This window comes from Mesorhizobium sp. M0830, assembly GCF_040319965.1.
In the GTDB taxonomy this organism is placed as follows: domain Bacteria; phylum Pseudomonadota; class Alphaproteobacteria; order Rhizobiales; family Rhizobiaceae; genus Mesorhizobium.
The window spans coordinates 78494-100499 of record NZ_JAMYOR010000019.1 but is presented as its reverse complement, the minus strand read 5'-3'; the positions used below and the strand labels follow the sequence as shown (position 1 = coordinate 100499).

The window sequence follows — 22006 nt, the reverse complement described above, 5'->3', positions numbered from 1 at the left end:
GTCATTCCTTGCCTGCATATCGAGTGGAATGAGGTGCGGCTGATGAGTTTCAAAATCGCTATCATCGGTGCGGGCAGCGTCGGCTTCACCAAGAAATTGTTCACCGACATCCTGTGCGTGCCCGAATTCAAGGACATCGAATTCGCGTTGACCGACGTCAGCGAGCACAATCTTCAGATGATCAAGGCGATCCTCGACAGGATCGTCGAGGCAAACAGATTGCCGACCAAGGTGACGGCGACCACCGACCGCCGCAAGGCGCTCGAAGGCGCACGCTACGTTATCAGCTGCGTGCGGGTCGGAGGCCTCGAAGCCTATGCCGACGATATCCGCATTCCCCTGAAATATGGCATCGACCAGTGCGTCGGCGATACGATTTGCGCCGGCGGCATTCTCTATGGCCAGCGCAACATCCCGGTGATCCTGGATTTCTGCAAGGACATCCGCGAGGTTGCCGAGACGAACGTTAAATTCCTGAATTACGCCAACCCGATGGCGATGAACACCTGGGCAGCGATCGAATACGGCAAGGTCGACACCGTCGGGCTCTGCCACGGGGTCCAGCACGGAGCCGAGCAGATCGCCGAGGTCCTCGGCGCGAAGTCCAGGCAGGAACTCGACTATGTCTGTTCAGGCATCAACCACCAGACCTGGTTCATCGACCTGCGCCTGAACGGCCGCCCCATCGGCAAGGACGAATTGGTAGCCGCCTTCGAGGCGCATCCGGTCTATTCGCAACAGGAGAAGCTGCGCATCGATGTCCTGAAGCGCTTCGGCGTCTATTCGACCGAAAGCAACGGCCATCTTTCCGAATATCTGCCTTGGTATCGCAAACGCCCCGACGAGATTACGCGCTGGATCGATATGTCCGACTGGATCCACGGTGAAACGGGCGGCTATCTTCGCTACTCCACCGAAACCCGCAACTGGTTCGAAACGGAATATCCGCAGTTCCTCGAAGCGGCGTCAAAGCCGATCGACCCGGAGAAGCGCTCCAACGAGCATGCCAGCCACATACTGGAGGCGCTGGAGACCAACCGCGTCTATCGCGGCCACTTCAACGTCAAGAACGATGGGGTGATCACCAACCTGCCGCAGGATGCCATCGTCGAATCGCCCGGCTTCGTCGACCGCTTCGGCATCAACATGGCGGCCGGCATCACGCTGCCGGAAGCCTGCGCCGCCACTTGCATTTCCTCGATCAACGTCCAGCGCATGTCTGTTCATGCCGCGATATCAGGCGACATCGATCTGTTGAAGCTCGCCGTGCTGCACGACCCGCTGGTCGGCGCGGTTTCGACGCCGGAGGAGGTCTGGCAGATGGTCGACGAAATGGTCGTCGCCCAGGCGGCCTGGTTGCCGCAATATGCCCATGCGGTTCCGGCCGCCAGGGAGCGGCTGTCGACATCTCAGGTAAAGACCCGCGAGTGGGCGGGCGCTGCACGGCGCAGCGTTCGCTCGATCGAGGAATTGCGAGCCGAAAAAACTGCGCTGGCGCAAGTCGGCTGAAACCACATGCGGTGATGGTGGATCTACGGGAGGCGGATCCACTGCCAGGAAGCCGTTTGAGTTCGAGGAGAAGCGGAGCGGATGCAAACGCTCCGGAACAAACAAGAGGGAGAGAGACAGTGAGGAATTTACGCAATATCGGTCTTGCTGCCGGACTGGCGCTGAGCGTCTCGGTCTCGGCAATCAATGCATACGCTAGCGAACCGACGGTTCCGCCGGCGCCGACACCGTTCCCCGCCGAGGGCAAGATCCACTATGTGGCGCGTGACTCCATTCTGGAGTTCAAGGCGCTCCCCGAATATCACGAGCCGGACTGGGTCACCGAGAAATACGTCAAGACCGGCAAGCTGCCGCCGCTCAAGGACCGGCTGCCGAAAGAACCGCTGGTCTTCAAGACGGGCAACATGCAAGACGGCATCGGCGTCTACGGCGATACGATGCGCCATGTCATCGGCGGGCGGCCGGAAGGCTGGAACTACGGCGCCGGCCAGACCCAAGGCTGGGGCGGCATCGACATCGGCCTTTCCGAATGCCTGACGCGCACCGCGCCGCTGTTCCAGGTCGAGGCGAAGGACACCGAGCCGTTGCCGAACCTGGCCAGGAGCTGGGACTGGTCGAAGGACGGCCACAAGCTGACCATGCACCTGGTCGAAGGCGCCAAATGGTCGGATGGCGTTGCCTTCAATGCCGACGATGTCATGTTCTACTGGGACGACGAGGTCGTCGACCCGAACGTCTCGCCGCTGAACGGAGCGACGCCGGAAACCTTCGGTGTCGGCACGACCCTGAAGAAGATCGACGACTACACCGTCGAGTGGACCTTCAAGGAGGCGTTTCCGAAACAATATCTCTACGCGATGGCCTACGGCACCTTCTGCCCGGGTCCTTCGCACATCCTGAAGCCGCAGCATCCGAAATATTCGAAGAACACCTACGATCAGTTCAAGAACGCCTTCCCGCCGGAATACATGAACCTGCCGGTAATGGGCGCCTGGGTGCCGGTCGAATACCGGCCTGACGATATCATCGTCCTGCGTCGCAACCCCTATTATTGGAAAGTCGACGAGAAGGGCAACCAGCTGCCTTACCTCAACGAGTTGCAGTACAAACTGTCGACCTGGGCCGACCGCGACGTCCAGGCGGTCGCCGGCTCGGCTGACTTTTCCAATCTGGAACAGCCGGAAAACTTCGTCGCCTCGCTGAAGCGCGCGGCAGAGGCTAATGCACCCGCACGGCTGGCCTTTGGCCCGCGGCTCATCGGCTACAATTTGCGCATGAACTTTTCCGCCAATGGCTGGGGCAACCCGGACGCGCGCGGACAAGCTGTGCGCGAGCTGAACCGCAACGAGGACTTCCGCAAGGCCATCACCATGGCGCTCGACCGCAAGGCGCTCGGCGACTCGCTGGTCAAGGGGCCGTTCACCGCCATCTATCCCGGCGGACTGTCGTCGGGCACCAGCTTCTATGACCGCAATTCGACGGTCTACTATCCCTTCGATCTCAAAGGCGCCAAGGCCGAACTGGCTAAGGCAGGCCTCAAGGATACCGACGGCGACGGTTTCGTGAACTTCCCTTCCGGCACCGCTGGCGGCAAGAACGTAGAAATCGTGATGTTGGTCAACAATGACTACACCACCGACAAGAGCCTTGCCGAAGGCGTCGTCGCCCAGATGGAAAAGCTTGGAATTCGGGTCGTGCTCAATGGGCTCAACGGTACTCAGCGCGACGCTTCGCAATATTCCGGCCGCTTCGACTGGCTGGTCCGGCGCAACGACCAGGAACTGACCTCGGTGGTGCAGAACACCGCGCAGCTCGCCCCGGTCGGTCCGCGCACCAGCTGGGACCATCGAGCGCCGGAAAACGGTGAGGTCGATTTGATGCCTTTCGAAAAGGACCTCGTCGACATCGTCAACAAGTTCGTCTCGACGCAGGACAATGACCAACGTGCCAGCCTGATGAAACAGTTTCAGAAGATATCGACGGAACACGTCTACAATGTCGGTCTGACGGAATATCCTGGCGCGCTGATCGTCAACAAGCGTTTTTCGAACATTCCGCAGGGCACACCGATCTTCATGTTCAACTGGGCCGAGGATTCGATCATTCGCGAACGGGTCTTTGTCGCCGCCGACAAGCAGGCGAAATACGAGTTGTTCCCTGAGGAGCTGCCCGGCAAGCCCGGAGAAAAAGGCCCGATGGATTAGGTTTACCTCCCCTGACTGAGAGAATTCGGGCCGCCCCGCCGGCGCGCCCCGACAAAGTCAACCTCCGGACGCATCCAAAGGGCGCGATCGGCGAGACAAGGAAACGGACCGTCCATGTTGCGATTCCTGCTCACGCGCATTGCGTCGGCAATACCGGTCCTCGCCATTTTGAGCCTGGTCACCTTTGCCATCATCCAGGCGCCGCCGGGCGATTATGCCGACTACATCCGCTCGCAGGCGATCAACCAAGGTGGAGCTTCCTTCGCCGAGGCCGACGCGCAGGCAAAGGCCTATCGCATCGAGCATGGTCTCGATAAGCCGCTGCCCGTCCAGTATCTCAACTGGATCGGTGGCATCATCACCCGCGGCGACTTCGGCTACAGCCTCTATTACAACAAGCCGGTCGCCGATGTGGTCGGCGAGCGGCTGCCGCGCACGCTCCTTCTGGCTTTGGTCTGCCATCTGCTCGCCTCCGTGCTGGGCATCGGCTTCGGCATTTGGGCGGCGACCCGGCAATATACCTGGATAGACAGCACGCTTTCGGCCATCTCCTTCCTAGGCATGACGGTGCCGCGCTTCCTGATGGCGCTGATCATCGTCTATCTCCTGGTCTTTCAGTTCAACGTATCGGAGATCGGCAGCTTCTTCTCGCCGCAATATGGCGGCGCTCCGTGGTCGTGGGCCAAATTCGTCGACCTGGTCAAGCATGTCTGGCCGGTCGTGGCGATCGCCACCTTCGGTGGTCTCGCCTACAATATGCGTGTCATGCGCGGCAATCTGCTCGACACGCTGAACGCGCAATATGTCGAGACTGCCAGGGCCAAGGGGCTGACCGGCACTGCCGTCGTCATGCGTCACGCCGTGCCCAATGCGCTGCACCCTCTCGTCATGTACCAGGGCGTGGTGCTGCCTTACATGCTCACCGGCGAGATCGAGACCGCAATCATCTTTGCGCTGCCAACCGTCGGCCCGGCGATCGTCGGCTCCATGGCTGTCGGCGACGTCTATGTCACCGCCACGTTCATGATGGTTTTGTCGGCAACGCTGATCGTCGGCAACATCATCGCCGACATGCTGCTTGTGCTGCTCGATCCGCGCGTGCGCCAGTTCGGGGAAAGCTGAGATGCTGGCTTTCGACAATCTCCCACCACCGCTGCCCGCCGAAGGCACAATCGAGAAGCCGCAGCGCGGCAATGAGAGCTATATCGCGCTTGTCTGGCGCCGGCTGAAGCGCTCCTGGACCGGCATGGCCGGGCTTTGGCTTGTCGTGCTCCTGTTGGTGATGGCCGTGTTCGCCGAGTTCATCGCGCCGATGGACCCGAAGGTCACGGACGTCGGCTTCGCTCCGCCGCAGGTGCCTGTTTTCCATGACAAGGACGGCGGTTTCACCGCTCGGCCGAGGGTCTATGCGCTCGCCGATTCGGCGGATCTCGATCCGGTCACCTTCCAGCCTGTCGTTGGTCCTGACTATGACCATCCGAGGCTGCTTGGTTTCTTTGCACACGGCGCACCCTACAAGCTGTTCGGGCTCATACCGGCGGACCGGCATTTGTTCGGCTCGCTGGATGGCCAGCCGGTACATTTCCTCGGCACGGACAAATTTGGCCGCGACGTGCTGTCGCGCGCCATCCATGGATCGCGCGTCTCGCTAATGATCGCGCTGACGGTCGTCTTCATCATCACTGTCATCGGCACCACCGTCGGCATGGTCTCCGGCTATTTCGGCGGCAGGTTCGATGTCTGGATGCAGCGTTTCGTCGAACTGGTGCTCGCCTTCCCGCAACTGCCGCTTTACCTGGCGCTGACGACATTGATCCCGGTTACTGCTCCCACCAACGTCTTTCTCGCTTTCGTCATCATCGTCATGTCGGCATTGGGTTGGGCGCAGATGTCGCGAGAGGTGCGCGGCAAGACTTTGGCGCTGGCGCGGATCGAGTATGTCCGCGCGGCCATGGCGGTCGGCGCCACCGACAGGCGCATCATCATGCAGCACATCTTCCCCAATGTGATGAGCCATGTGATCGTGGCCGTGACCTTGGCGATCCCGACGGTGGTGCTACTTGAATCCTTCCTCGGTTTCCTCGGCTTCGCCGTCAAGCCGCCGCTGATCTCGTGGGGCCTGATGCTGCAGGACACCGCGACCTATTCCGTGATCGGCACCTATCCCTGGATCTTGTCGCCGGTCGGCTTCGTGCTCGTCACCGTCTTTGCCTTCAACGCGCTTGGCGACGGCCTGCGCGACGCCGTCGATCCCTACTGAGGTGGCACAAATGTCAGTCGCGCTCGCCGTATCCTTCGCACCGACCGTCCGCCACGATCACGACGGACGCCAGGATCAGCCCGTCATCGACGCCCGCAACGTCGCCGTGGCCTTCAAGGTCGAGCATGGCGTCGTCGACGCGGTCAAGGACATCTCGTTCCAGCTCTATCGCGGCGAGACGATCGCCATCGTCGGCGAATCCGGTTCCGGCAAGTCGGTGACGGCACGCACTGTCATGGGACTGCTGTCGCGGCGCGCCACGGTGTCGCCCGGATCGAGCGTCTGCTATGATGGACAAAACATCCTGAAGTTCCCCGAGAGCGCTAGGCGCAAGCTGCGCGGCAACCGCATTTCGATGATCTTCCAGGAGCCGATGAGCTCGCTCAACCCGATTTATACGGTCGGCAGCCAGATCGTCGAGGCGATCAGGGTGCATCGCAAGGTCAGCCGCAAGCAGGCCTGGGCGCGAGCACTGGAACTTCTGCAGCACGTGCAGATTCCCGATCCCGCCGCGCGGCTCAGGCAATACCCGCATCAGCTGTCAGGCGGGCAGCGCCAGCGGGTGATGATCGCCATGGCGCTTGCCAACAATCCCGATGTCTTGATCGCCGATGAGCCGACCACGGCGCTCGATGTCACCGTCCAGGCGCAGATCCTGAACCTGATCCGCAGCCTGCAGAAAGAGCTGCGCATGGCGGTAATCCTGATTACCCACGACCTGACCGTCGTGCGCCAGTTCTCCGACTACGTCTATGTCATGCAGCATGGCGAAATGTGCGAGCACAACGTCACCGAACGGCTGTTTGCCGATCCGCAGCATCCCTATACGAGGCGGCTGCTGGCTTCCGAGCCGCGCGGGCAGCCGAAGCCTCTCCCCGCCGGCTGCGGCACCATCCTCGAGGCCAGCGGCGTGCGCGTCTCCTTCATGCTGCGCCACGGCACCTTCTTGAAACCGGACTGGCGCGAACTGGTCGCCGTCGACGGCCTCAGCCTCAGCCTGTGCCGCCATGAGACTCTGGGGCTGGTCGGCGAGTCCGGCTCCGGAAAGACCACCTTCGGCCAGGCCCTGCTCCGGTTGATAGACACCAAGCGCGGCGAGATACGCTTCGACGGCAAGCCGATCCACGGCCTGTCGCGAGCCGAGATGCGGCCCTTGCGATCGCGCATGCAGATCGTCTTCCAGGATCCGTTCTCTTCTCTCAACCCGCGCATGACGATCGGGCAGATCATCGAGGAAGGGCTGATCGTCAACAGCATAGGAGCGACGCGGCGCGAGCGGGTAGAGCGAGTGCGCGACGCGCTGGTCAGCGCCGGCATGCCAGGCGATATACTGTCGCGGTTTCCGCACGAATTCTCCGGCGGCCAGCGGCAACGCATCGCGATCGCCCGCGCCATAGCGCTCGAACCCGAATTCATCCTGCTCGACGAGCCGACATCGGCGCTGGACCTCTCCGTCCAGGCGCAGATCATCGACCTCTTGCGCAAACTGCAGGACGAGCGCGGCCTGAGCTACCTCTTCATCTCGCATGACCTCAAGGTGGTGCGCGCGCTGTGCCACCGCGTCATCGTCATGCAGAACGGCAAGATCGTCGAGCAGGGCCCCGTCGACGAGGTCCTGTCCAATCCCAAGACCGCCTACACCGAACGGCTCGTCAGGGCCGCTTTCGAAGTGGCCTGAACAATACGCCGGAGATTAGCATGGCAAGAAATCCCAAGATCACGTTCATTGGCGCCGGCTCGACGGTGTTCATGAAGAACATTGTCGGCGACGTGCTGCAACGCCCGTCGCTTGCCGGCGCGACGATCGCGTTGATGGACGTCAATCCGCAACGGCTGGAAGAGAGCGCCATCGTCGTCAACAAGCTGATTGCGACGCTTGGCGTCAAGGCGAAGACCGAGACCCATTCGGACCAGCGCAAGGCGCTGGCCGGCGCCGATTTTGTCGTCGTCGCCTTCCAGATCGGCGGCTACGAGCCCTGCACGGTCACCGATTTCGAAGTGCCGAAGAAATACGGCCTGCGCCAGACGATCGCCGATACGCTCGGCGTCGGCGGCATCATGCGGGGCCTCCGGACCGTGCCGCATCTGTGGAAGGTCTGCGAGGACATGCTCGCCGTCTGCCCGCAGGCGATCATGCTGCAATATGTCAACCCGATGGCGATCAACACCTGGGCGATATCAGAGAAATATCCTGAGATCAGGCAGGTCGGCCTCTGCCATTCGGTGCAGGGCACGGCAATGGAGCTGGCCCACGATCTCGACCTTCCCTACGAAGAAATCCGCTATCGCTCGGCCGGCATCAACCACATGGCCTTTTATCTCAGCTTCGAGCATCGCCAGCCGGACGGTTCCTACCGCAATCTCTATCCAGATCTCGTGCGCGCCTATCGCGAAGGCCGCGCGCCCAAGCCCGGCTGGAACCCGCGCTGCCCCAACAAGGTGCGCTACGAGATGCTGACGAGGCTCGGCTATTTCGTCACCGAAAGCTCGGAGCATTTCGCCGAATACACGCCCTATTTCATCAAGGACGGACGCCCGGACCTGATCGAGAAGTACGGCATCCCGCTGGATGAGTATCCCAAGCGCTGCATCGAGCAGATCGAGCGCTGGAAGGGGCAGGCGGAAGCCTATCGTTCGGCCGACCGCATCGAAGTCGAGCAGTCGAAAGAGTATGCCTCCTCGATCATGAATTCGGTCTGGACCGGCGAACCGTCGGTGATCTACGGCAATGTCCGCAACAATGGCTGCATCACCTCGCTGCCTTTCGACTGCGCCGCCGAAGTGCCGTGCCTGGTCGACGCCTCCGGCATCCAGCCGACCTATATCGGCGAGCTGCCGCCGCAATTGACCGCGCTGATCCGCACCAACATCAATGTGCAGGAACTGACGGTGCGGGCGCTGATGACGGAGAACCGCGAGCACATCTACCATGCTGCGATGATGGACCCGCATACTGCCGCCGAGCTTGATCTCGACCAGATCTGGTCACTGGTCGACGACCTTCTCGCCGCTCACGGCGACTGGCTGCCGGCCTGGGCGCGCGTGAGCCGCAAGACCGAAGCCGCCTGACGACCTATTTCGGAGCGTCGGGGTCCGTCTCGTCCTCGTCGTCGCGGGCCGAGATGACATAGGCGCCCTTCAGCCAGCGATTGAGGTCGATGTCCTTGCAGCGCGTCGAGCAGAATGGATAGGTCTCGCGCGCCGACGGCTTGCCGCATTCGGGGCAGGGGCGTTTGGGCCGTAGCGGCGTCACCTTGTCGTCTATGCTCATGGTCGCGGCGATGACCAGCTTCGATGGATTTTGAAGCCTTCGCCGGATAGCAGCGCCACCGTCTCATAGAGCGGCAGCCCGACGATGTTGGTGTAGGAGCCGACCAGCTTGACGACGAAGGCGCCGGCGAGACCCTGGACAGCGTAGCCGCCGGCCTTGCCGCGCCATTCGCCCGAGGCGACATAGGCGTCGATCTCTTCGCGCGGCAGCCGCTTGAAGCGCACGCGCGTCTCGACCAGCCGTTGGCGGAGTTTGCCGCCCGGCGTGATCAGGCAGATGCCGGAATAGACCCGGTGCGAACGGCCGGACAACAGCCCGAGGCAGTTGGCGGCGTCGTCGAGGGTCTCGGCCTTGGGCAAGATGCGCCGCCCGACGGCCACCACCGTGTCCGCGGCCAGCACGAAGCCCGGCGCATAGTCGGCTTCGATTGTCAGCGAAGCGAATGCCTTCTCGGCCTTTTCCTTCGCCAGCCGCTTGGCCAGCGAGCGCGGATGCTCGGCACGCAGCGGCGTTTCGTCGACATCGGCAGGCAGCACCCGGTCCGGCTCGATACCGGCTTGCTGCAAGAGCTCGATTCGGCGCGGCGAACCCGAGGCAAGCACCAGCTTCTGCAAAATGCTCATCGCGGACCAGTCGGGCTTTGCTTACTTGAAACGATAGGTGATGCGGCCCTTGGTCAGGTCGTATGGTGTCATTTCGACCAGAACCTTGTCGCCGGTCAGCACGCGGATGCGGTTCTTGCGCATGCGGCCGGCCGTATGGGCGATGATTTCGTGTTCGTTTTCGAGCTTTACCCGGAACATCGCGTTGGGCAACAATTCCGTCACGACACCCGGAAACTCGAGGACTTCTTCCTTCGGCATTCGATACCTTTGCTTGGATGGCAGTTCCGGCGCTTAGAGCATGATGCCGAAAAGTGTGAAGAGGTTTTCGGACGACATCATACTCTACTTCTTGGTTTAGAGGCGGATTCAGATTTCAGCTCGAACAGACCTGAAATCATCCGACTCTAGCCGGAATTTCGGCGGAACCTATATGATAATCGTTCGCTTGTGAACACGCTTAATCCGTCGCGTTTTTTTGTTATGGGAGCAAAAAAAGTGGACCGATGCGCAACATAAGCCGCGCGCGCCCCTACCGGTAGGCCGCCATGATCTGCTCGCGCGTGCCGCCGGCATCGGTGGGATCCGGCATCGGCCAGTATTCGACTTCGACGGCGAGCGAGCGGGTGAGTTCAAGCGCCGCATGATGCGCTTCCGGCGCCAGCGTGACGATGAGGTCGAAATAGTCGTCCTCGAGATCGTCCATCGTCCTTGGGTGACGCTCGCCCAGCGTGAGACCCTCCTCGGCCAGCACTGCATCGACGAACGGATCGCGCTCGCCCGCGCGAACGCCGGCCGAGGCGACGAAGATGGTGGCAGGCAGCATCCGCCTCGCCAGTTGCTCCGCCATCGGCGAGCGCACGGCATTCATCCCGCACAGGAACAGGATCGAACGGGGAGGGCCGCCGGGTGCCAGGGCTAGCCCCGCCAGTGCAGCACGCAGACCAGCGTGAACAGCCGGCGCGCCGTATCGAAGTCGATGTCGATCTTGCCGGAGAGCCGGTCCATCAGCGTCCGCGAACCCTCATTGTGCAGGCCGCGGCGGCCCATGTCGATCGCCTCGATGTGGCTCGGCGTCGAGGAGCGGATGGCATCGTAATAGCTTTCGCAGATCATGTAATAGTCCTTGACGATGCGCCTGAGCGGCGTCAGCGACAGGATGTGGGTAACGACGGCGGCGCCATCCTCTCGCGCCACGGCAAAGACCAGGCGCTGCTCGGCCAGCGACAGTTTCAGCCGATAGGGACCGGCGCCGCTGTCATTGACGGGTCGAAAACTGTTTTCCTCGATCAGATCGAAGATCGCCACCGCGCGTTCATGCTCGACATCGGGTGTCGAACGGCCGATCGATTCATCGAGTTCGACATCGATCAGCCTGCCTCGGGTTTGATCGGAGTCCGACATGCCGGCCTACATATTCAACCGTATGGCGACGGAGCGGCCATGTGCTTCAAGGCCTTCCGCCTTGGCCAGCGCAATCGCCGCCGGCGCCAAGATCCGCAACTGCTCCGGCCCAAGCTTGAGGATCGAAGTGCGCTTGACGAAATCGAGCACGGACAGGCCGGACGAGAAACGTGCCGAGCGTGCCGTTGGCAGCACATGGTTGGATCCGCCGACATAGTCGCCGATAGCTTCCGGCGTATGGCGGCCGAGGAAGACGGCACCCGCATTGCGCATCCGGGCCAGAAAACCCTCGGCATCGTCGATTGCCAATTCGACGTGTTCGGCGGCGATACGGTCGACCAGCGGCAGCGCGGCGTCGATTGTGGCGACCTCGATCACGGCGCCGAAATCGCGCCAGCTTGCCGCCGCCGTTTCGGCGCGCGGCAGGTTCTGCAACTGGCGCTCGACCGCCTGTTCGACGGCGATGCCGAAGGCCGGATCGTCGGTAACCAGGATCGACTGCGCCGACGCATCGTGCTCGGCCTGAGCCAGCAAATCGGCGGCAATCCAGTCAGGGTCGTTGCTGCCGTCTGCCACGACGAGCACTTCCGACGGCCCGGCGATCATGTCGATGCCGACGGTGCCGAACACCTGGCGCTTGGCCGCGGCGACATAGGCGTTGCCCGGCCCGACGATCTTTGCGACCGGCCGGATCGTTTCGGTTCCATAGGCAAGGGCTGCGATCGCCTGGGCGCCGCCGACGCGGTAGATTTCCGACACGCCTGATATATCGGCGGCCACCAGCACCAGCGGGTTGATGATGCCGCCGGGCGCCGGCACGACCATGACGATGCGCTCGACGCCGGCTACCCTGGCAGGTACGGCGTTCATCAGCACCGAGCTCGGATAGCTCGCCGTGCCGCCCGGCACATAGAGCCCGACCGCCTCGATTGCCGTCCAACGCCAACCGAGTTCGACGCCGGCGGCATCGCTATAGCGATCGTCCTTCGGCCGCTGCCGTTCGTGATGCGAGCGGATGCGGTCGCGCGCGAATTCCAGTGCCTCGATCGTTTTTGGGTCAGCGGCCTTGTAAGCTTGGGCGATGTCGTCCTTCGAGACGGCGATGCCTAATCCAGCAAGATCGGCGCGATCGAACTTCTGTGAATAGTCGATCAGCGCCGCGTCGCCCTCGGCGCGCACGCGCGCGATGATGTCGCGCACCGCGGTGTCGACATCGGCTGACACCTCCCGCTTGGTCAGGAGGAAGGCGGCGAAACGCTGCTCGAAATCGGCGTCGGACTGACGAAGCTTGATGGCCATTGGAGGTTCAGGCCTTATGGATCGGGCGCGAGCTGGCTTCCCACGCGCCGCCGATGTCGGCAAGGCGGGCCTCGATGCACTCGACATCGAGCATTATCGTGCCGCCGCCCGCAAAGATCAGCTCGACGATACCGGCCGGCTTGCTGATCTCGATGAAGCTGATCGCCAGCAGGGAGAGGACCTCAGTCGGCTTGTCGCGAGCGATGCCGTTGGTCTTGGCACCGAGCACCCGGTCGAAATGCAGCACCGCCTGCCGCCGCTCATTGTGCTGGCGAAACAGCCCGGATTTGGCCTCCCAGACGAAACGGTTCATGGTCATCAGGAAACGCTTGGCCGCGGGCAGGAATTCGAGGTCGCTGACCTTCATCACGGCATCCTGGACATGGGCCGAAACGATGCTCAGGTCCTGGTCGTCGAGCGCGATAAGCTTAAGGGCAGTCATGCGGATTTCGCACCTGAAGGTTGATAACCGAACCTTCTGTTAGGCGGTCTTTCCCGTCCGCGCAACCGCACCGCACGGCCTTGCGATTGGCCTATGCGGAAATCCGCTCGATCACCGCGCCGCAGTTGGACAGCTTTTCTTCCAGCCGCTCGAAGCCGCGGTCGAGATGATAGACGCGGTTGACCGTCGTCTCGCCTTCGGCCGCCAGGCCGGCGATGACCAGCGAGACCGAGGCGCGAAGATCGGTCGCCATGACCGGCGCGCCCTTCAATTTCGACACGCCGTCGACGATTGCCGTCTGGCCCGAAAGCGTGATGTGGGCGCCGAGCCGGGCCAGTTCCTGCACATGCATGAAACGGTTTTCGAAGATCGTCTCGGTGATGCGCGACTTGCCCTTGGCCATCGTCATCAGGCCCATGAACTGCGCCTGCAAATCGGTCGGGAAGGCCGGGAAGGGCGCCGTCGTCACGTCGACTGGGGAAATGCCGGCGCCGTTGCGCTTCACACGAATGCCGGAATTGGTTTGCGTGATCTCCGCACCCGTCTGCGAGATCACGTCGAGCGCGGTCTGCAGCAGTTCGGGGCGTGCGCCCTCGAGCACGACGTCGCCGCCGGTCATCGCCACCGCCATTGCGTAGGTGCCGGTCTCGATGCGGTCGGGAATGACGCGCACGCGGGCACCCGACAGCGATTCGACGCCATCGATGGTGATAACAGGCGTGCCGGCGCCGGAAATCTTCGCGCCCATGGCATTGAGGCACTCGGCGAGGTTGACGATTTCGGGTTCGCAGGCGGCATTTTCCAGCACCGTCTCGCCCTTGGCCAGCGCCGCGGCCATCATCAGCACATGGGTGGCGCCGACAGAGACCTTCGGGAATGCGTAGCGGTTGCCGACAAGACGGCCATTCCGGGTTTTGGCGATGACATAGCCGGTGTCGACATCGATGTCGGCGCCCAGCGCCTGCAGGCCCTCGAGGAACAGATCGACCGGGCGCGTGCCGATGGCGCAACCGCCGGGCAGCGACACCTTGGCCTCGCCCATGCGGGCCAGCAGCGGCCCGATCACCCAGAACGACGCCCGCATCTTCGATACCAGCTCGTAGGGCGCCGTCGTGTCGACGATGTTGCGGGCGGAGAAAGTGATGGTGCGCGAATAGCCTTCATTCTGCTTCTCGCGGCGGCCATTGACCGAATAATCGACGCCGTGATTGCCCAGGATGCGGATCAACTGCTCGACATCGGCCAGATGCGGCACGTTTTCCAGCGTCAGCGTGTCGTCGGTCAAAAGCGAGGCGATCATCAGGGGCAGGGCCGCGTTTTTCGCGCCTGAGATCGGAATGCTTCCGGAGAGCTTGTTGCCCCCGACAATTCTGATGCGATCCATGGAAGAACGTCCCTCTCGGCTCAAAAAAGCCGGTTCAATCGTTTGAGTAGCGGCCCGTCTAGACCATTGGCCAATCTGGTTCAAGGAATTGGCTGGTTCAAGAAATAGGATTTCGCCCCGCCCCGGGCCAAGAGTGGCAGATTTGAGTTAATCTTTTTGCATTTCCCTTGCCGCGCCGAGCCCGTCCGGCCGCTGATCCGCATCGCCGGCGCGCCGCGAGCGCGACTGCGCCTTGCGCTTCTGCAAATTGGCACGCAATTGCTCGGCCAGCCGGTCCTTGCGGTTGATGCCGCCCTTTTTTGCTGGGATTGTCTTGTCGTTCATGGTCCCGTTCCGGCCGGCGACCAGCCAGCCTGCCAATCAGGGATAGCCAACATTGTGGCGCCGCCATGTCAATAAAGCCATCCAGCAAAGCCTTTCACAGAAGCGTTGCACTTGGCCTTGCGCTTGCCGGTTCGATATGGCAGAAGCCCCGCCATCAGCGGCTGCGGTAGCTCAGTGGTAGAGCACTCCCTTGGTAAGGGAGAGGTCGAGAGTTCAATCCTCTCTCGCAGCACCATTCCAAGCCGTTGTTTGGAAACAACTATCTGACTTTATTGGTCTTTTTGCCGCCTGTCTGGTGCGCAGGGGGTGGTACACATAAGCTTGAGAATGCCTGGACCTCGGCGACATCCGAAGATCGGCGTCTATTATCTTTGGCGATGCGCGTCCTCGGATTTTAGGGATAGGCGTTCGGGCTGGTGTCGGGCGTGTAGATTAGGCCCGACTTTCTTTTGCCGGCGGCCAACAAGCACTGGTCCTTCTACTCCCCGACAATGGACGTCGGTGAGCGTACCGAGGTTATCGGATCGGCATGACGAAGGACGATCCTCCACGCGCCTTCCTCCCGGCGGAATATGGTGGTGACTCGAAGCGCAATCGGCACCAGTTTGTCGCCCCCACCGACCTTGGATTGGAACCGCTCGACCTCGATGATGTATCCCAAGTCGGCCGTCGCATACTCCGAGATGCGCTCAAAGCCGATGGCCTTGCCGTGCCGGTAATTGGTGGCGGCCCGTTCCATGGTCTCAGCGGCCTTTCTCCATCCCTTCGCCGGCGGGCCAAAGGGATTGGCAATTATGACGTCGTCCTGTCGCGAGTAGAGGCCTTTCAAGGGTTCAGGATCGCCCTTTACGAAGGCATCCAGAGCCAGATGATCCTGCTCGATAACTTTCGTTAGGTCGGAGGCTAACATCTTAACATTCCCACAGTCTTGCCATGCTTCCCAAAACTTCAGAAGCGGCAACTTGTTCCGTTAGCCTGCGCTAAAATGCCTGCCACCTCCCGGCAGTGTCGTCGTGGGAACATGCACTGAAACATGCACTGAATGGAGAACAGTGCGACAGCCGAGCTGCCCCAACAGGTCAGGAATGTTTGGGACAAAAGTCTGTCCGACCCATCAGACCGGGCGAGTTCTGCGACAGGATCACGCCTGCTGAATCACCAATTCGCTGGTCATGGGAATTCCTCTGAGTGCCCCAAGCACCATGTTGTGCGAGATCGCGCGCTCATGAATTTTCTCCAGGTCGGCCCGCGGCGCCGAAGAACACACGGTCGCGCAGAGATGCAGGGACACATAGCAATGCCGGGCGTCCCTGGGCGCCGTGAGCCCATCAAGTCCGTCGAACTCGCCACGCGGGTCGAACACGCCTTCCGCGACAAAATCGACTGAACGCAGATCGACCCCCGCATGCGCTGCCAGCATCGGATAGTCCGAGCCGGCACACACCGCCGCCGCGGCAAAGATCTGCTCCCAGGGAAAGACTGCGGCCGGCGAATTGTCCTTGAGGCTCGCGGGTCGCTCCAGCAGCGGCATTGTATAAGGATCGCTTGACTGCCGGTCGAAGCGGTAGCGGGCAGGCTTCGTCACGATCCGTGTTCGGCACCAGATCACCAATGAGCTTTGAGCGGGCCCGAATTGGGTTATCATCCTCGACCATCGCTCCCAGATCCGTCAGCGTGCAGCGCGGCGCCACTTCAGCTCCGCAACGACCGGCCCGAAGCGGGGTCCGTGAAACCAAGCTCGTTCGTGCCGCGCAACAGGCACATCCCATTGTCATGCCAAACCAATCCATCGCCCGGACGGAATGCTTGTCTGACCTTCTCCTCGTCCCTGCGCTGACGGAACGCTGGGAAGCCAGCGCTTGCAACAGCGCGTGACAATGATGAGCGTCTGCCGTATATTGACATAAAGATATCCTTATGTGACACGAACAGGCTTGTCGCCAGGGGGATAAAAAATGTCGCAGAATTCTGCATCGCTGAACGCATTGTTCGGCCCCGTCGCGGCAAAGCCCGACGGGTCGGAGGTGCTTGCGGCGCTCACGGCGGCGGCGCGCGAACGCATCCTCATCCTTGACGGTGCCATGGGCACGCAGATCCAGGGCCTGGGTTTCGATGAAGACCAGTTTCGCGGCGAAGCCTTCGCCGGCTGCGCCTGCCACCAGCAAGGCAACAATGATCTTCTGATCCTGACACAGCCGCAAGCGATCGAGGAAATCCACTATCAATACGCCATCGCAGGCGCGGATATCCTGGAAACCAACACCTTCTCCTCGACGTCGATCGCCCAGGCCGATTACGGCATGGAGGATGCCGTCTACGCGCTGAATCGCGACGGAGCGCGGCTGGTGCGGCGCGCCGCGTTGAGAGCACAGCAGCAGGATGGCAAGCGCCGCTTCGTCGCCGGTGCCCTCGGGCCAACCAATCGCACCGCTTCGATGTCGCCTGATGTCAACAATCCCGGCTATCGCGCCGTGACCTTCGACGAATTGCGTCTTGCCTATGGCGAGCAGCTGCGCGGCCTGATCGACGGTGGCGCCGACATCATTCTGATCGAGACCATCTTCGATACGCTGAACGCGAAGGCGGCGATCTTTGCTGCGGATGAGATCTTCATCGAGAAGGGCGTGCGCCTGCCGGTGATGATTTCGGGCACCATCACAGACCTGTCCGGCCGCACGCTGTCGGGCCAGACGCCGACCGCCTTCTGGCATTCGGTGCGTCATGCCAGCCCGTTCACCATCGGCCTCAACTGCGCGCTCGGCGCCAAGGCCATGCGCGCCCATCTGGCCGAAATATCAGGCGTCGCCAACACCTTCACCTGCGCCTATCCGAACGCCGGTCTGCCCAACGAATTCGGCCGTTATGACGAGAGCCCCGAATTCATGGCCGCGCAGATCGAGGATTTCGCTCGCGAGGGACTGGTCAATGTCGTCGGCGGCTGCTGCGGCTCGACGCCTGAGCACATCCGCGCCATTGCAGAGGCGGTACGGAAGTATCCGCCGCGCCCCATTCCCGACATCGAGCGCAAGATGCGCCTTTCCGGGTTGGAACCGTTCACGCTCACCGACGAAATTCCCTTCGTCAATGTCGGCGAGCGCACCAATGTCACTGGCTCAGCCAAGTTCAGGAAGCTGATCACGGCGGGTGACTATGTCGCCGCGCTCGACGTGGCGCGCGACCAGGTCGCCAATGGCGCGCAGATCATCGACATCAACATGGACGAAGGCCTGATCGATTCGAAGAAGGCGATGGTGGAGTATCTCAACCTGGTCGCCGCCGAACCCGACATCGCCCGTGTCCCGGTGATGGTCGACAGTTCGAAATGGGAGATCATCGAGGCCGGCCTGAAATGCGTGCAGGGCAAGCCGCTTGTCAACTCTATCTCGATGAAGGAAGGCGAGGTGGCATTCCTGCATCACGCCAGGCTGGTGCGCGCTTATGGCGCCGCCGTGGTGGTCATGGCCTTCGACGAAGACGGCCAGGCCGACACCAAGGCGCGCAAGGTCGAAATCTGCACCCGCGCCTACAAGCTTTTGACCGAACAGGCCGGCTTCCCGCCCGAGGATATCGTCTTCGATCCCAATGTCTTCGCCATTGCCACCGGCATCGAGGAGCACGACAATTACGGCGTCGACTTCATCGAGGCGGCGGGCGAGATCACCGGGGCGCTGCCGCATGTCCACATTTCCGGCGGCGTGTCGAACCTGTCGTTCTCGTTCCGCGGCAATGAGCCGGTGCGCGAGGCCATGCATGCCGTGTTCCTCTACCACGCCATCCAGCGCGGCATGGATATGGGGATCGTCAACGCCGGCCAGCTCGCCGTCTACGACACGATCGAGCCGGCGCTGCGCGAGGCCTGCGAGGATGTCGTGCTCAACCGTGTGCCCAAGGCCGGCGGCACCGCCACTGAACGCATGCTGGAGATAGCCGAACGCTTCAAGGGCGCGGCGGGCCAAGATGCCAAGGAGCGCGATCTTGCCTGGCGCGAACTGCCGGTCGAACAGCGGATCAGCCACGCGCTGGTCAACGGCATCACTGAATTCATCGACGCCGACACCGAGGAAGCGCGTCTGGCCGCGGAACGCCCGCTGCACGTCATCGAGGGCCCGCTGATGGCCGGCATGAACGTTGTCGGCGACCTGTTCGGCGCGGGAAAGATGTTCCTGCCGCAAGTGGTGAAGTCCGCGCGGGTAATGAAACAGGCCGTCGCGGGACTGCTGCCGCACATGGAAGCCGAGAAGCTGGCCAACGCCGCCAATGGCATCGACAATGGCGAGCGCCAGACAGCAGGAAAAATCCTGATGGCGACGGTGAAGGGCGATGTCCACGATATCGGCAAGAACATCGTCGGCGTGGTTCTGGCCTGCAACAATTACGAGATCATCGATCTCGGCGTCATGGTGCCGGCGGCAAAGATCCTGCAGACGGCGCGCGAGAGACAAGTCGACATCATCGGACTGTCAGGCCTGATCACGCCATCGCTCGATGAAATGGCGCATATGGCCGCCGAGATGGAGCGCGAAGGCTTCGACATCCCGCTGCTGATCGGCGGCGCGACGACCAGCCGCGTGCACACGGCGGTGAAGATCCACCCGCGCTACACCAAGGGACAAGCGGTCTATGTCACCGACGCCAGCCGGGCGGTCGGCGTGGTCTCAGCCTTGCTGTCGAACGAGACCAGGGGCGGCTACGTCGACACGGTGCGCGCCGAATACAAGAGGGTCGCCGACGCGCATGCCCGCTCCGAAGCCGACAAGCAGCGGCTGCCGCTGGCCAAGGCGAGGGCCAATGCGCATCGGCTCGATTGGTCTGAATATGAGCCGCCGAAGCCGTCCTTCACAGGCGTGAAGGTCTTCGAGAATTGGGACCTGACCGAGCTCGCGCGCTACATCGACTGGACGCCGTTCTTCCAGACCTGGGAGCTGAAGGGGCGCTATCCAAAAATCCTCGAAGACGAAGCGCAAGGACCCGCCGCGCGCCAGTTGTTCGAGGATGCGCAGGCGATGCTGAAAAAGATCATCGCCGAAAAATGGTTTGCGCCACGCGGCGTCATCGGCTTCTGGCCGGCCAACACCGTCGGCGATGACATCAGGCTGTTCACGGATGACAAGCGCTCAAAGGAACTGGCGACCTTCTTCACCCTGCGCCAGCAACTGACCAAGCGCGACGGCAAGGCCAATGTCGCATTGTCGGATTTCGTCGCGCCATTGGACAGCGGCAAGCCTGACTATATCGGAGGCTTCATCGTCACCGCCGGCATCGAGGAGGTGGCGATCGCGGAGCGTTTCGAGCGCGCCAATGACGATTATTCGTCGATCATGGTCAAGGCGCTGGCCGACCGTTTCGCCGAGGCCTTTGCAGAGCGCATGCATGAGAAAGTGCGCAAGGAGTTCTGGGGCTACGCGCCAGAGGAATCGTTGGCGCCTGACGAGCTGATCGGCGAACCCTATCGCGGCATCCGCCCGGCGCCCGGCTATCCGGCGCAACCCGACCACACCGAAAAGGCCACGCTGTTCCGGCTGCTTGACGGCGAAGGCAATGCGGGCGTGAGCCTGACCGAAAGCTATGCGATGTGGCCGGGCTCGTCCGTGTCAGGCATCTATCTGTCGCACCCCGAAAGCTACTATTTCGGCGTCGCCAAGGTTGAACGCGACCAGGTCGAGGATTATGCGCGCCGCAAGGCGATGCCGTTGGCGGAGGTCGAGCGCTGGCTCGGCCCCATCCTCAACTACGTGCCGGCACACTATGCCGAGGCGGCTGAATAGCGGCGGCATGCCTTCAATAGAATTTGCACTGGTTGCCGGCTTGTGATCCATGGCGTGACGGTTACACCTTCGCGGGCAGTCGCCTTTGCAGTTGGAGCGCCGAATGACCCTAATCACACGCCGCAGGCTTTTGAAAACGGCTGCGGTTGCCGGCGCGGGCGGGATCGGGCTTTCGGCCATGGGTCGGCTTGGCGGCTGGGCGGCTGCCACGCCTGAGCCGGTGGTCTTGCAGACGGCAAAGACCCACGCGAAGCTGATGGATGTCGGCCAGACCAGGGACGTGCTGACCTACGGCAATGCCGGAATGCCGCCCGTGCTCAGAATGAAAAAGGGCGAGCCCTTCGCCGCCCGTCTTGTCAACGCGATCGACGATCCGACGACGATTCATTGGCATGGCATTCGCGTGCCCAATAAGATGGACGGCGTCCCGTTTCTGGTTCAGCCTTATGTCTACACCGGCGATCATTTCGACTACGCCTTCACGCCGCCCGACGCCGGCACCTTCTGGTATCACCCGCATTGCAACACGTTGGAGCAGATGGGCCACGGCCTCACAGGCGTCATCGTGGTCGAGAATCCGAACGATCCGAAATTCGATGCCGAGGTCGTCCTCAATCTGCGCGACTGGCGCCTCGGTGACGACGGCCAGTTCATCGACCAGTTCCGGCCGCGCGATGCCGCAAGAACCGGCACCTATGGCACGGTGCGCACCGCCAACTGGCTCGACCAGCCGCAATATGACGCGCCGGCCGGAGGGCTGGTGCGGCTCAGGATCGCCATCACCGACGTCACGCGCATCTATGCTTTTCGCGTCGACGGCGCCGAGGCGACAGTCATCGCACTGGACGGCAATCCGGTGCAGCAGCGTTTTTCCCCCGATGCCTTGCTGCTTGGACCTGGTCAACGCTTGGAACTGGCCATCCGTATGCCCGATGGCGAGGGTGCGATCGTCAGCTTGAGAGACGTCAGGGGCACCAAGCCCAAGGTGCTTGCGACCCTGCGCGCGACCGGAAGCTCGCTCAAGCGTGATATCAGCGATGTTGCACCCCTGGAACTCAATCCGGTGGCGGAAGTGGATCTCACCAGCGCCAAGCATATTTCCCTGGCTCTGAGCGCCACTGCGGAAAACGTCCCGAGCGACGGGATCTGCGGTTCGCTTGGCTACAGTTTCTGGGCCATCAACAAGGTGCCTTGGCCGGGCGATGCGCCGGATCCGACTGCGCCGTTGGCCGAATTGAAGCTCGGCGGGAGCTATGTCATCGACATGGAAAATCTGACGCCGCAATCCCATCCGATGCATTTGCACGGGATGAGCTTCAAAGTGCTGTCATCCTCGACGCGCCAGGTTCAGCCCCTGATTTCCGATACGTATCTCATCCAGCCCAACGAGAAGGTCCAGCTCGGCTTCGTTGCCGACAATCCGGGCGACTGGCTGCTGCACTGCCACATCATCGAGCACCAGAAATCGGGAATGACGAGCTACGTCAGGGTGGTCTGAAGCCGCGGCCGAGGGTTTCGTTGGCAAAAGAGGGCGGTTCCCTG

Annotated in this window: 18 protein-coding genes, 1 tRNA gene and 1 pseudogene; 9 read left to right on the top strand and 11 right to left on the bottom strand. The window is 62.0% G+C overall.

Annotated elements, in window-relative coordinates:
* Positions 1–42: 42 nt before the first annotated feature.
* The 6 genes from NKI20_RS14285 to NKI20_RS14260 all read left to right on the top strand — a co-directional run bounded on the left by NKI20_RS14285 (position 43) and on the right by NKI20_RS14260 (position 9042).
* Entirely contained in the window at positions 43–1509 is a 1467-nt protein-coding gene (locus tag NKI20_RS14285; RefSeq protein WP_352831384.1) for an alpha-glucosidase/alpha-galactosidase, read from the top strand.
* Between the two features lie 119 nt (positions 1510–1628).
* Positions 1629–3713, top strand: coding sequence for an ABC transporter substrate-binding protein (locus NKI20_RS14280; RefSeq protein WP_352831382.1), 2085 nt, complete (start codon positions 1629–1631; stop codon positions 3711–3713).
* A 114-nt stretch (positions 3714–3827) separates the two neighbouring features.
* Positions 3828–4835 (top strand): ABC transporter permease, encoded by a 1008-nt coding sequence (locus NKI20_RS14275; protein WP_352602332.1) that lies wholly within the window; start codon positions 3828–3830, stop codon positions 4833–4835.
* Between the two features lies 1 nt (position 4836).
* On the top strand, positions 4837–5973 hold the full coding sequence (locus NKI20_RS14270; protein ID WP_023758402.1) for an ABC transporter permease: 1137 nt from the start codon (positions 4837–4839) through the stop codon (positions 5971–5973).
* 10 nt (positions 5974–5983) lie between these two features.
* Positions 5984–7651 carry an ABC transporter ATP-binding protein gene (locus NKI20_RS14265; RefSeq protein WP_352831379.1) on the top strand — a complete coding sequence of 556 codons (1668 nt, stop codon included), beginning with the start codon at positions 5984–5986 and terminating at the stop codon, positions 7649–7651.
* A gap of 20 nt (positions 7652–7671) precedes the next feature.
* Entirely contained in the window at positions 7672–9042 is a 1371-nt protein-coding gene (locus NKI20_RS14260) for an alpha-glucosidase/alpha-galactosidase (RefSeq protein ID WP_352831377.1), read from the top strand.
* A 4-nt stretch (positions 9043–9046) separates the two neighbouring features.
* On the opposite strand, the gene yacG is transcribed toward NKI20_RS14260, so the two are convergent.
* The 9 genes and pseudogenes from yacG to NKI20_RS14215 all read right to left on the bottom strand — a co-directional run bounded on the left by yacG (position 9047) and on the right by NKI20_RS14215 (position 14699).
* Positions 9047–9244: a DNA gyrase inhibitor YacG gene (gene yacG / locus NKI20_RS14255; RefSeq protein WP_023758399.1), complete on the bottom strand. Its 198-nt coding sequence runs from the start codon at positions 9242–9244 to the stop codon at positions 9047–9049.
* A complete protein-coding gene (locus NKI20_RS14250; protein ID WP_352831374.1) occupies positions 9241–9867 on the bottom strand; it encodes a Maf-like protein in 627 nt (208 codons plus the stop codon). Before NKI20_RS14250 ends, yacG begins: the two co-directional genes overlap by 4 nt.
* Before the next feature lie 21 nt (positions 9868–9888).
* Positions 9889–10107: a translation initiation factor IF-1 gene (infA, locus tag NKI20_RS14245; protein ID WP_006200926.1), complete on the bottom strand. Its 219-nt coding sequence runs from the start codon at positions 10105–10107 to the stop codon at positions 9889–9891.
* Positions 10108–10381: 274 nt separating this feature from the next.
* Positions 10382–10777 (bottom strand): annotated as a pseudogene (locus NKI20_RS14240) (arsenate-mycothiol transferase ArsC); the annotation flags it as partial.
* Positions 10765–11250, bottom strand: coding sequence for a UPF0262 family protein (locus tag NKI20_RS14235; protein ID WP_352487184.1), 486 nt, complete (start codon positions 11248–11250; stop codon positions 10765–10767). The gene NKI20_RS14235 and the pseudogene NKI20_RS14240, both read right to left, overlap by 13 nt.
* Before the next feature lie 6 nt (positions 11251–11256).
* Entirely contained in the window at positions 11257–12549 is a 1293-nt protein-coding gene (gene hisD / locus NKI20_RS14230; RefSeq protein WP_352831372.1) for a histidinol dehydrogenase, read from the bottom strand.
* A 7-nt stretch (positions 12550–12556) separates the two neighbouring features.
* A complete protein-coding gene (locus NKI20_RS14225) occupies positions 12557–12991 on the bottom strand; it encodes a DUF2948 family protein (RefSeq protein ID WP_023758394.1) in 435 nt (144 codons plus the stop codon).
* A 91-nt stretch (positions 12992–13082) separates the two neighbouring features.
* A complete protein-coding gene (gene murA, locus NKI20_RS14220; RefSeq protein ID WP_352831370.1) occupies positions 13083–14375 on the bottom strand; it encodes a UDP-N-acetylglucosamine 1-carboxyvinyltransferase in 1293 nt (430 codons plus the stop codon).
* Positions 14376–14522: 147 nt separating this feature from the next.
* Positions 14523–14699: a hypothetical protein gene (locus tag NKI20_RS14215; RefSeq protein WP_352831368.1), complete on the bottom strand. Its 177-nt coding sequence runs from the start codon at positions 14697–14699 to the stop codon at positions 14523–14525.
* A gap of 160 nt (positions 14700–14859) precedes the next feature.
* Here NKI20_RS14215 and NKI20_RS14210 point away from each other — a divergent pair.
* Positions 14860–14934: transfer RNA gene (locus NKI20_RS14210), tRNA-Thr, on the top strand.
* A gap of 243 nt (positions 14935–15177) precedes the next feature.
* Here NKI20_RS14210 and NKI20_RS14205 read toward each other — a convergent pair.
* Positions 15178–15609, bottom strand: a complete 432-nt coding sequence (locus NKI20_RS14205; protein ID WP_352628409.1) for a YybH family protein — start codon at positions 15607–15609, stop codon at positions 15178–15180.
* 231 nt (positions 15610–15840) lie between these two features.
* Positions 15841–16230: an OsmC family protein gene (locus NKI20_RS14200; RefSeq protein WP_352831366.1), complete on the bottom strand. Its 390-nt coding sequence runs from the start codon at positions 16228–16230 to the stop codon at positions 15841–15843.
* 424 nt (positions 16231–16654) lie between these two features.
* Here NKI20_RS14200 and metH point away from each other — a divergent pair, with 424 nt between their 5' ends.
* Positions 16655–20464 (top strand): methionine synthase, encoded by a 3810-nt coding sequence (metH, locus tag NKI20_RS14195; RefSeq protein ID WP_352831364.1) that lies wholly within the window; start codon positions 16655–16657, stop codon positions 20462–20464.
* Between the two features lie 103 nt (positions 20465–20567).
* A complete protein-coding gene (locus tag NKI20_RS14190; protein ID WP_352831362.1) occupies positions 20568–21962 on the top strand; it encodes a multicopper oxidase family protein in 1395 nt (464 codons plus the stop codon).
* The last annotated feature ends 44 nt before the right edge of the window (positions 21963–22006 follow it).

What these genes read in the sequence shown, in the direction of transcription:
- NKI20_RS14285 (WP_352831384.1), top strand. Translation starts at nt 43, where the DNA reads ATGAGTTTCAAAATCGCTATCATCGGTGCGGGCAGCGTCGGCTTCACC.
- NKI20_RS14215 (WP_352831368.1), bottom strand. Translation starts at nt 14,699, where the DNA reads ATGAACGACAAGACAATCCCAGCAAAAAAGGGCGGCATCAACCGCAAG.
- NKI20_RS14250 (WP_352831374.1), bottom strand. Translation starts at nt 9,867, where the DNA reads ATGAGCATTTTGCAGAAGCTGGTGCTTGCCTCGGGTTCGCCGCGCCGA.
- NKI20_RS14260 (WP_352831377.1), top strand. Translation starts at nt 7,672, where the DNA reads ATGGCAAGAAATCCCAAGATCACGTTCATTGGCGCCGGCTCGACGGTG.
- murA (WP_352831370.1), bottom strand. Translation starts at nt 14,375, where the DNA reads ATGGATCGCATCAGAATTGTCGGGGGCAACAAGCTCTCCGGAAGCATT.
- infA (WP_006200926.1), bottom strand. Translation starts at nt 10,107, where the DNA reads ATGCCGAAGGAAGAAGTCCTCGAGTTTCCGGGTGTCGTGACGGAATTG.
- NKI20_RS14265 (WP_352831379.1), top strand. Translation starts at nt 5,984, where the DNA reads ATGTCAGTCGCGCTCGCCGTATCCTTCGCACCGACCGTCCGCCACGAT.
- NKI20_RS14190 (WP_352831362.1), top strand. Translation starts at nt 20,568, where the DNA reads ATGACCCTAATCACACGCCGCAGGCTTTTGAAAACGGCTGCGGTTGCC.
- NKI20_RS14205 (WP_352628409.1), bottom strand. Translation starts at nt 15,609, where the DNA reads ATGTTAGCCTCCGACCTAACGAAAGTTATCGAGCAGGATCATCTGGCT.
- NKI20_RS14270 (WP_023758402.1), top strand. Translation starts at nt 4,837, where the DNA reads ATGCTGGCTTTCGACAATCTCCCACCACCGCTGCCCGCCGAAGGCACA.
- NKI20_RS14200 (WP_352831366.1), bottom strand. Translation starts at nt 16,230, where the DNA reads ATGCCGCTGCTGGAGCGACCCGCGAGCCTCAAGGACAATTCGCCGGCC.
- hisD (WP_352831372.1), bottom strand. Translation starts at nt 12,549, where the DNA reads ATGGCCATCAAGCTTCGTCAGTCCGACGCCGATTTCGAGCAGCGTTTC.
- NKI20_RS14235 (WP_352487184.1), bottom strand. Translation starts at nt 11,250, where the DNA reads ATGTCGGACTCCGATCAAACCCGAGGCAGGCTGATCGATGTCGAACTC.
- metH (WP_352831364.1), top strand. Translation starts at nt 16,655, where the DNA reads ATGTCGCAGAATTCTGCATCGCTGAACGCATTGTTCGGCCCCGTCGCG.
- yacG (WP_023758399.1), bottom strand. Translation starts at nt 9,244, where the DNA reads ATGAGCATAGACGACAAGGTGACGCCGCTACGGCCCAAACGCCCCTGC.
- NKI20_RS14275 (WP_352602332.1), top strand. Translation starts at nt 3,828, where the DNA reads ATGTTGCGATTCCTGCTCACGCGCATTGCGTCGGCAATACCGGTCCTC.
- NKI20_RS14225 (WP_023758394.1), bottom strand. Translation starts at nt 12,991, where the DNA reads ATGACTGCCCTTAAGCTTATCGCGCTCGACGACCAGGACCTGAGCATC.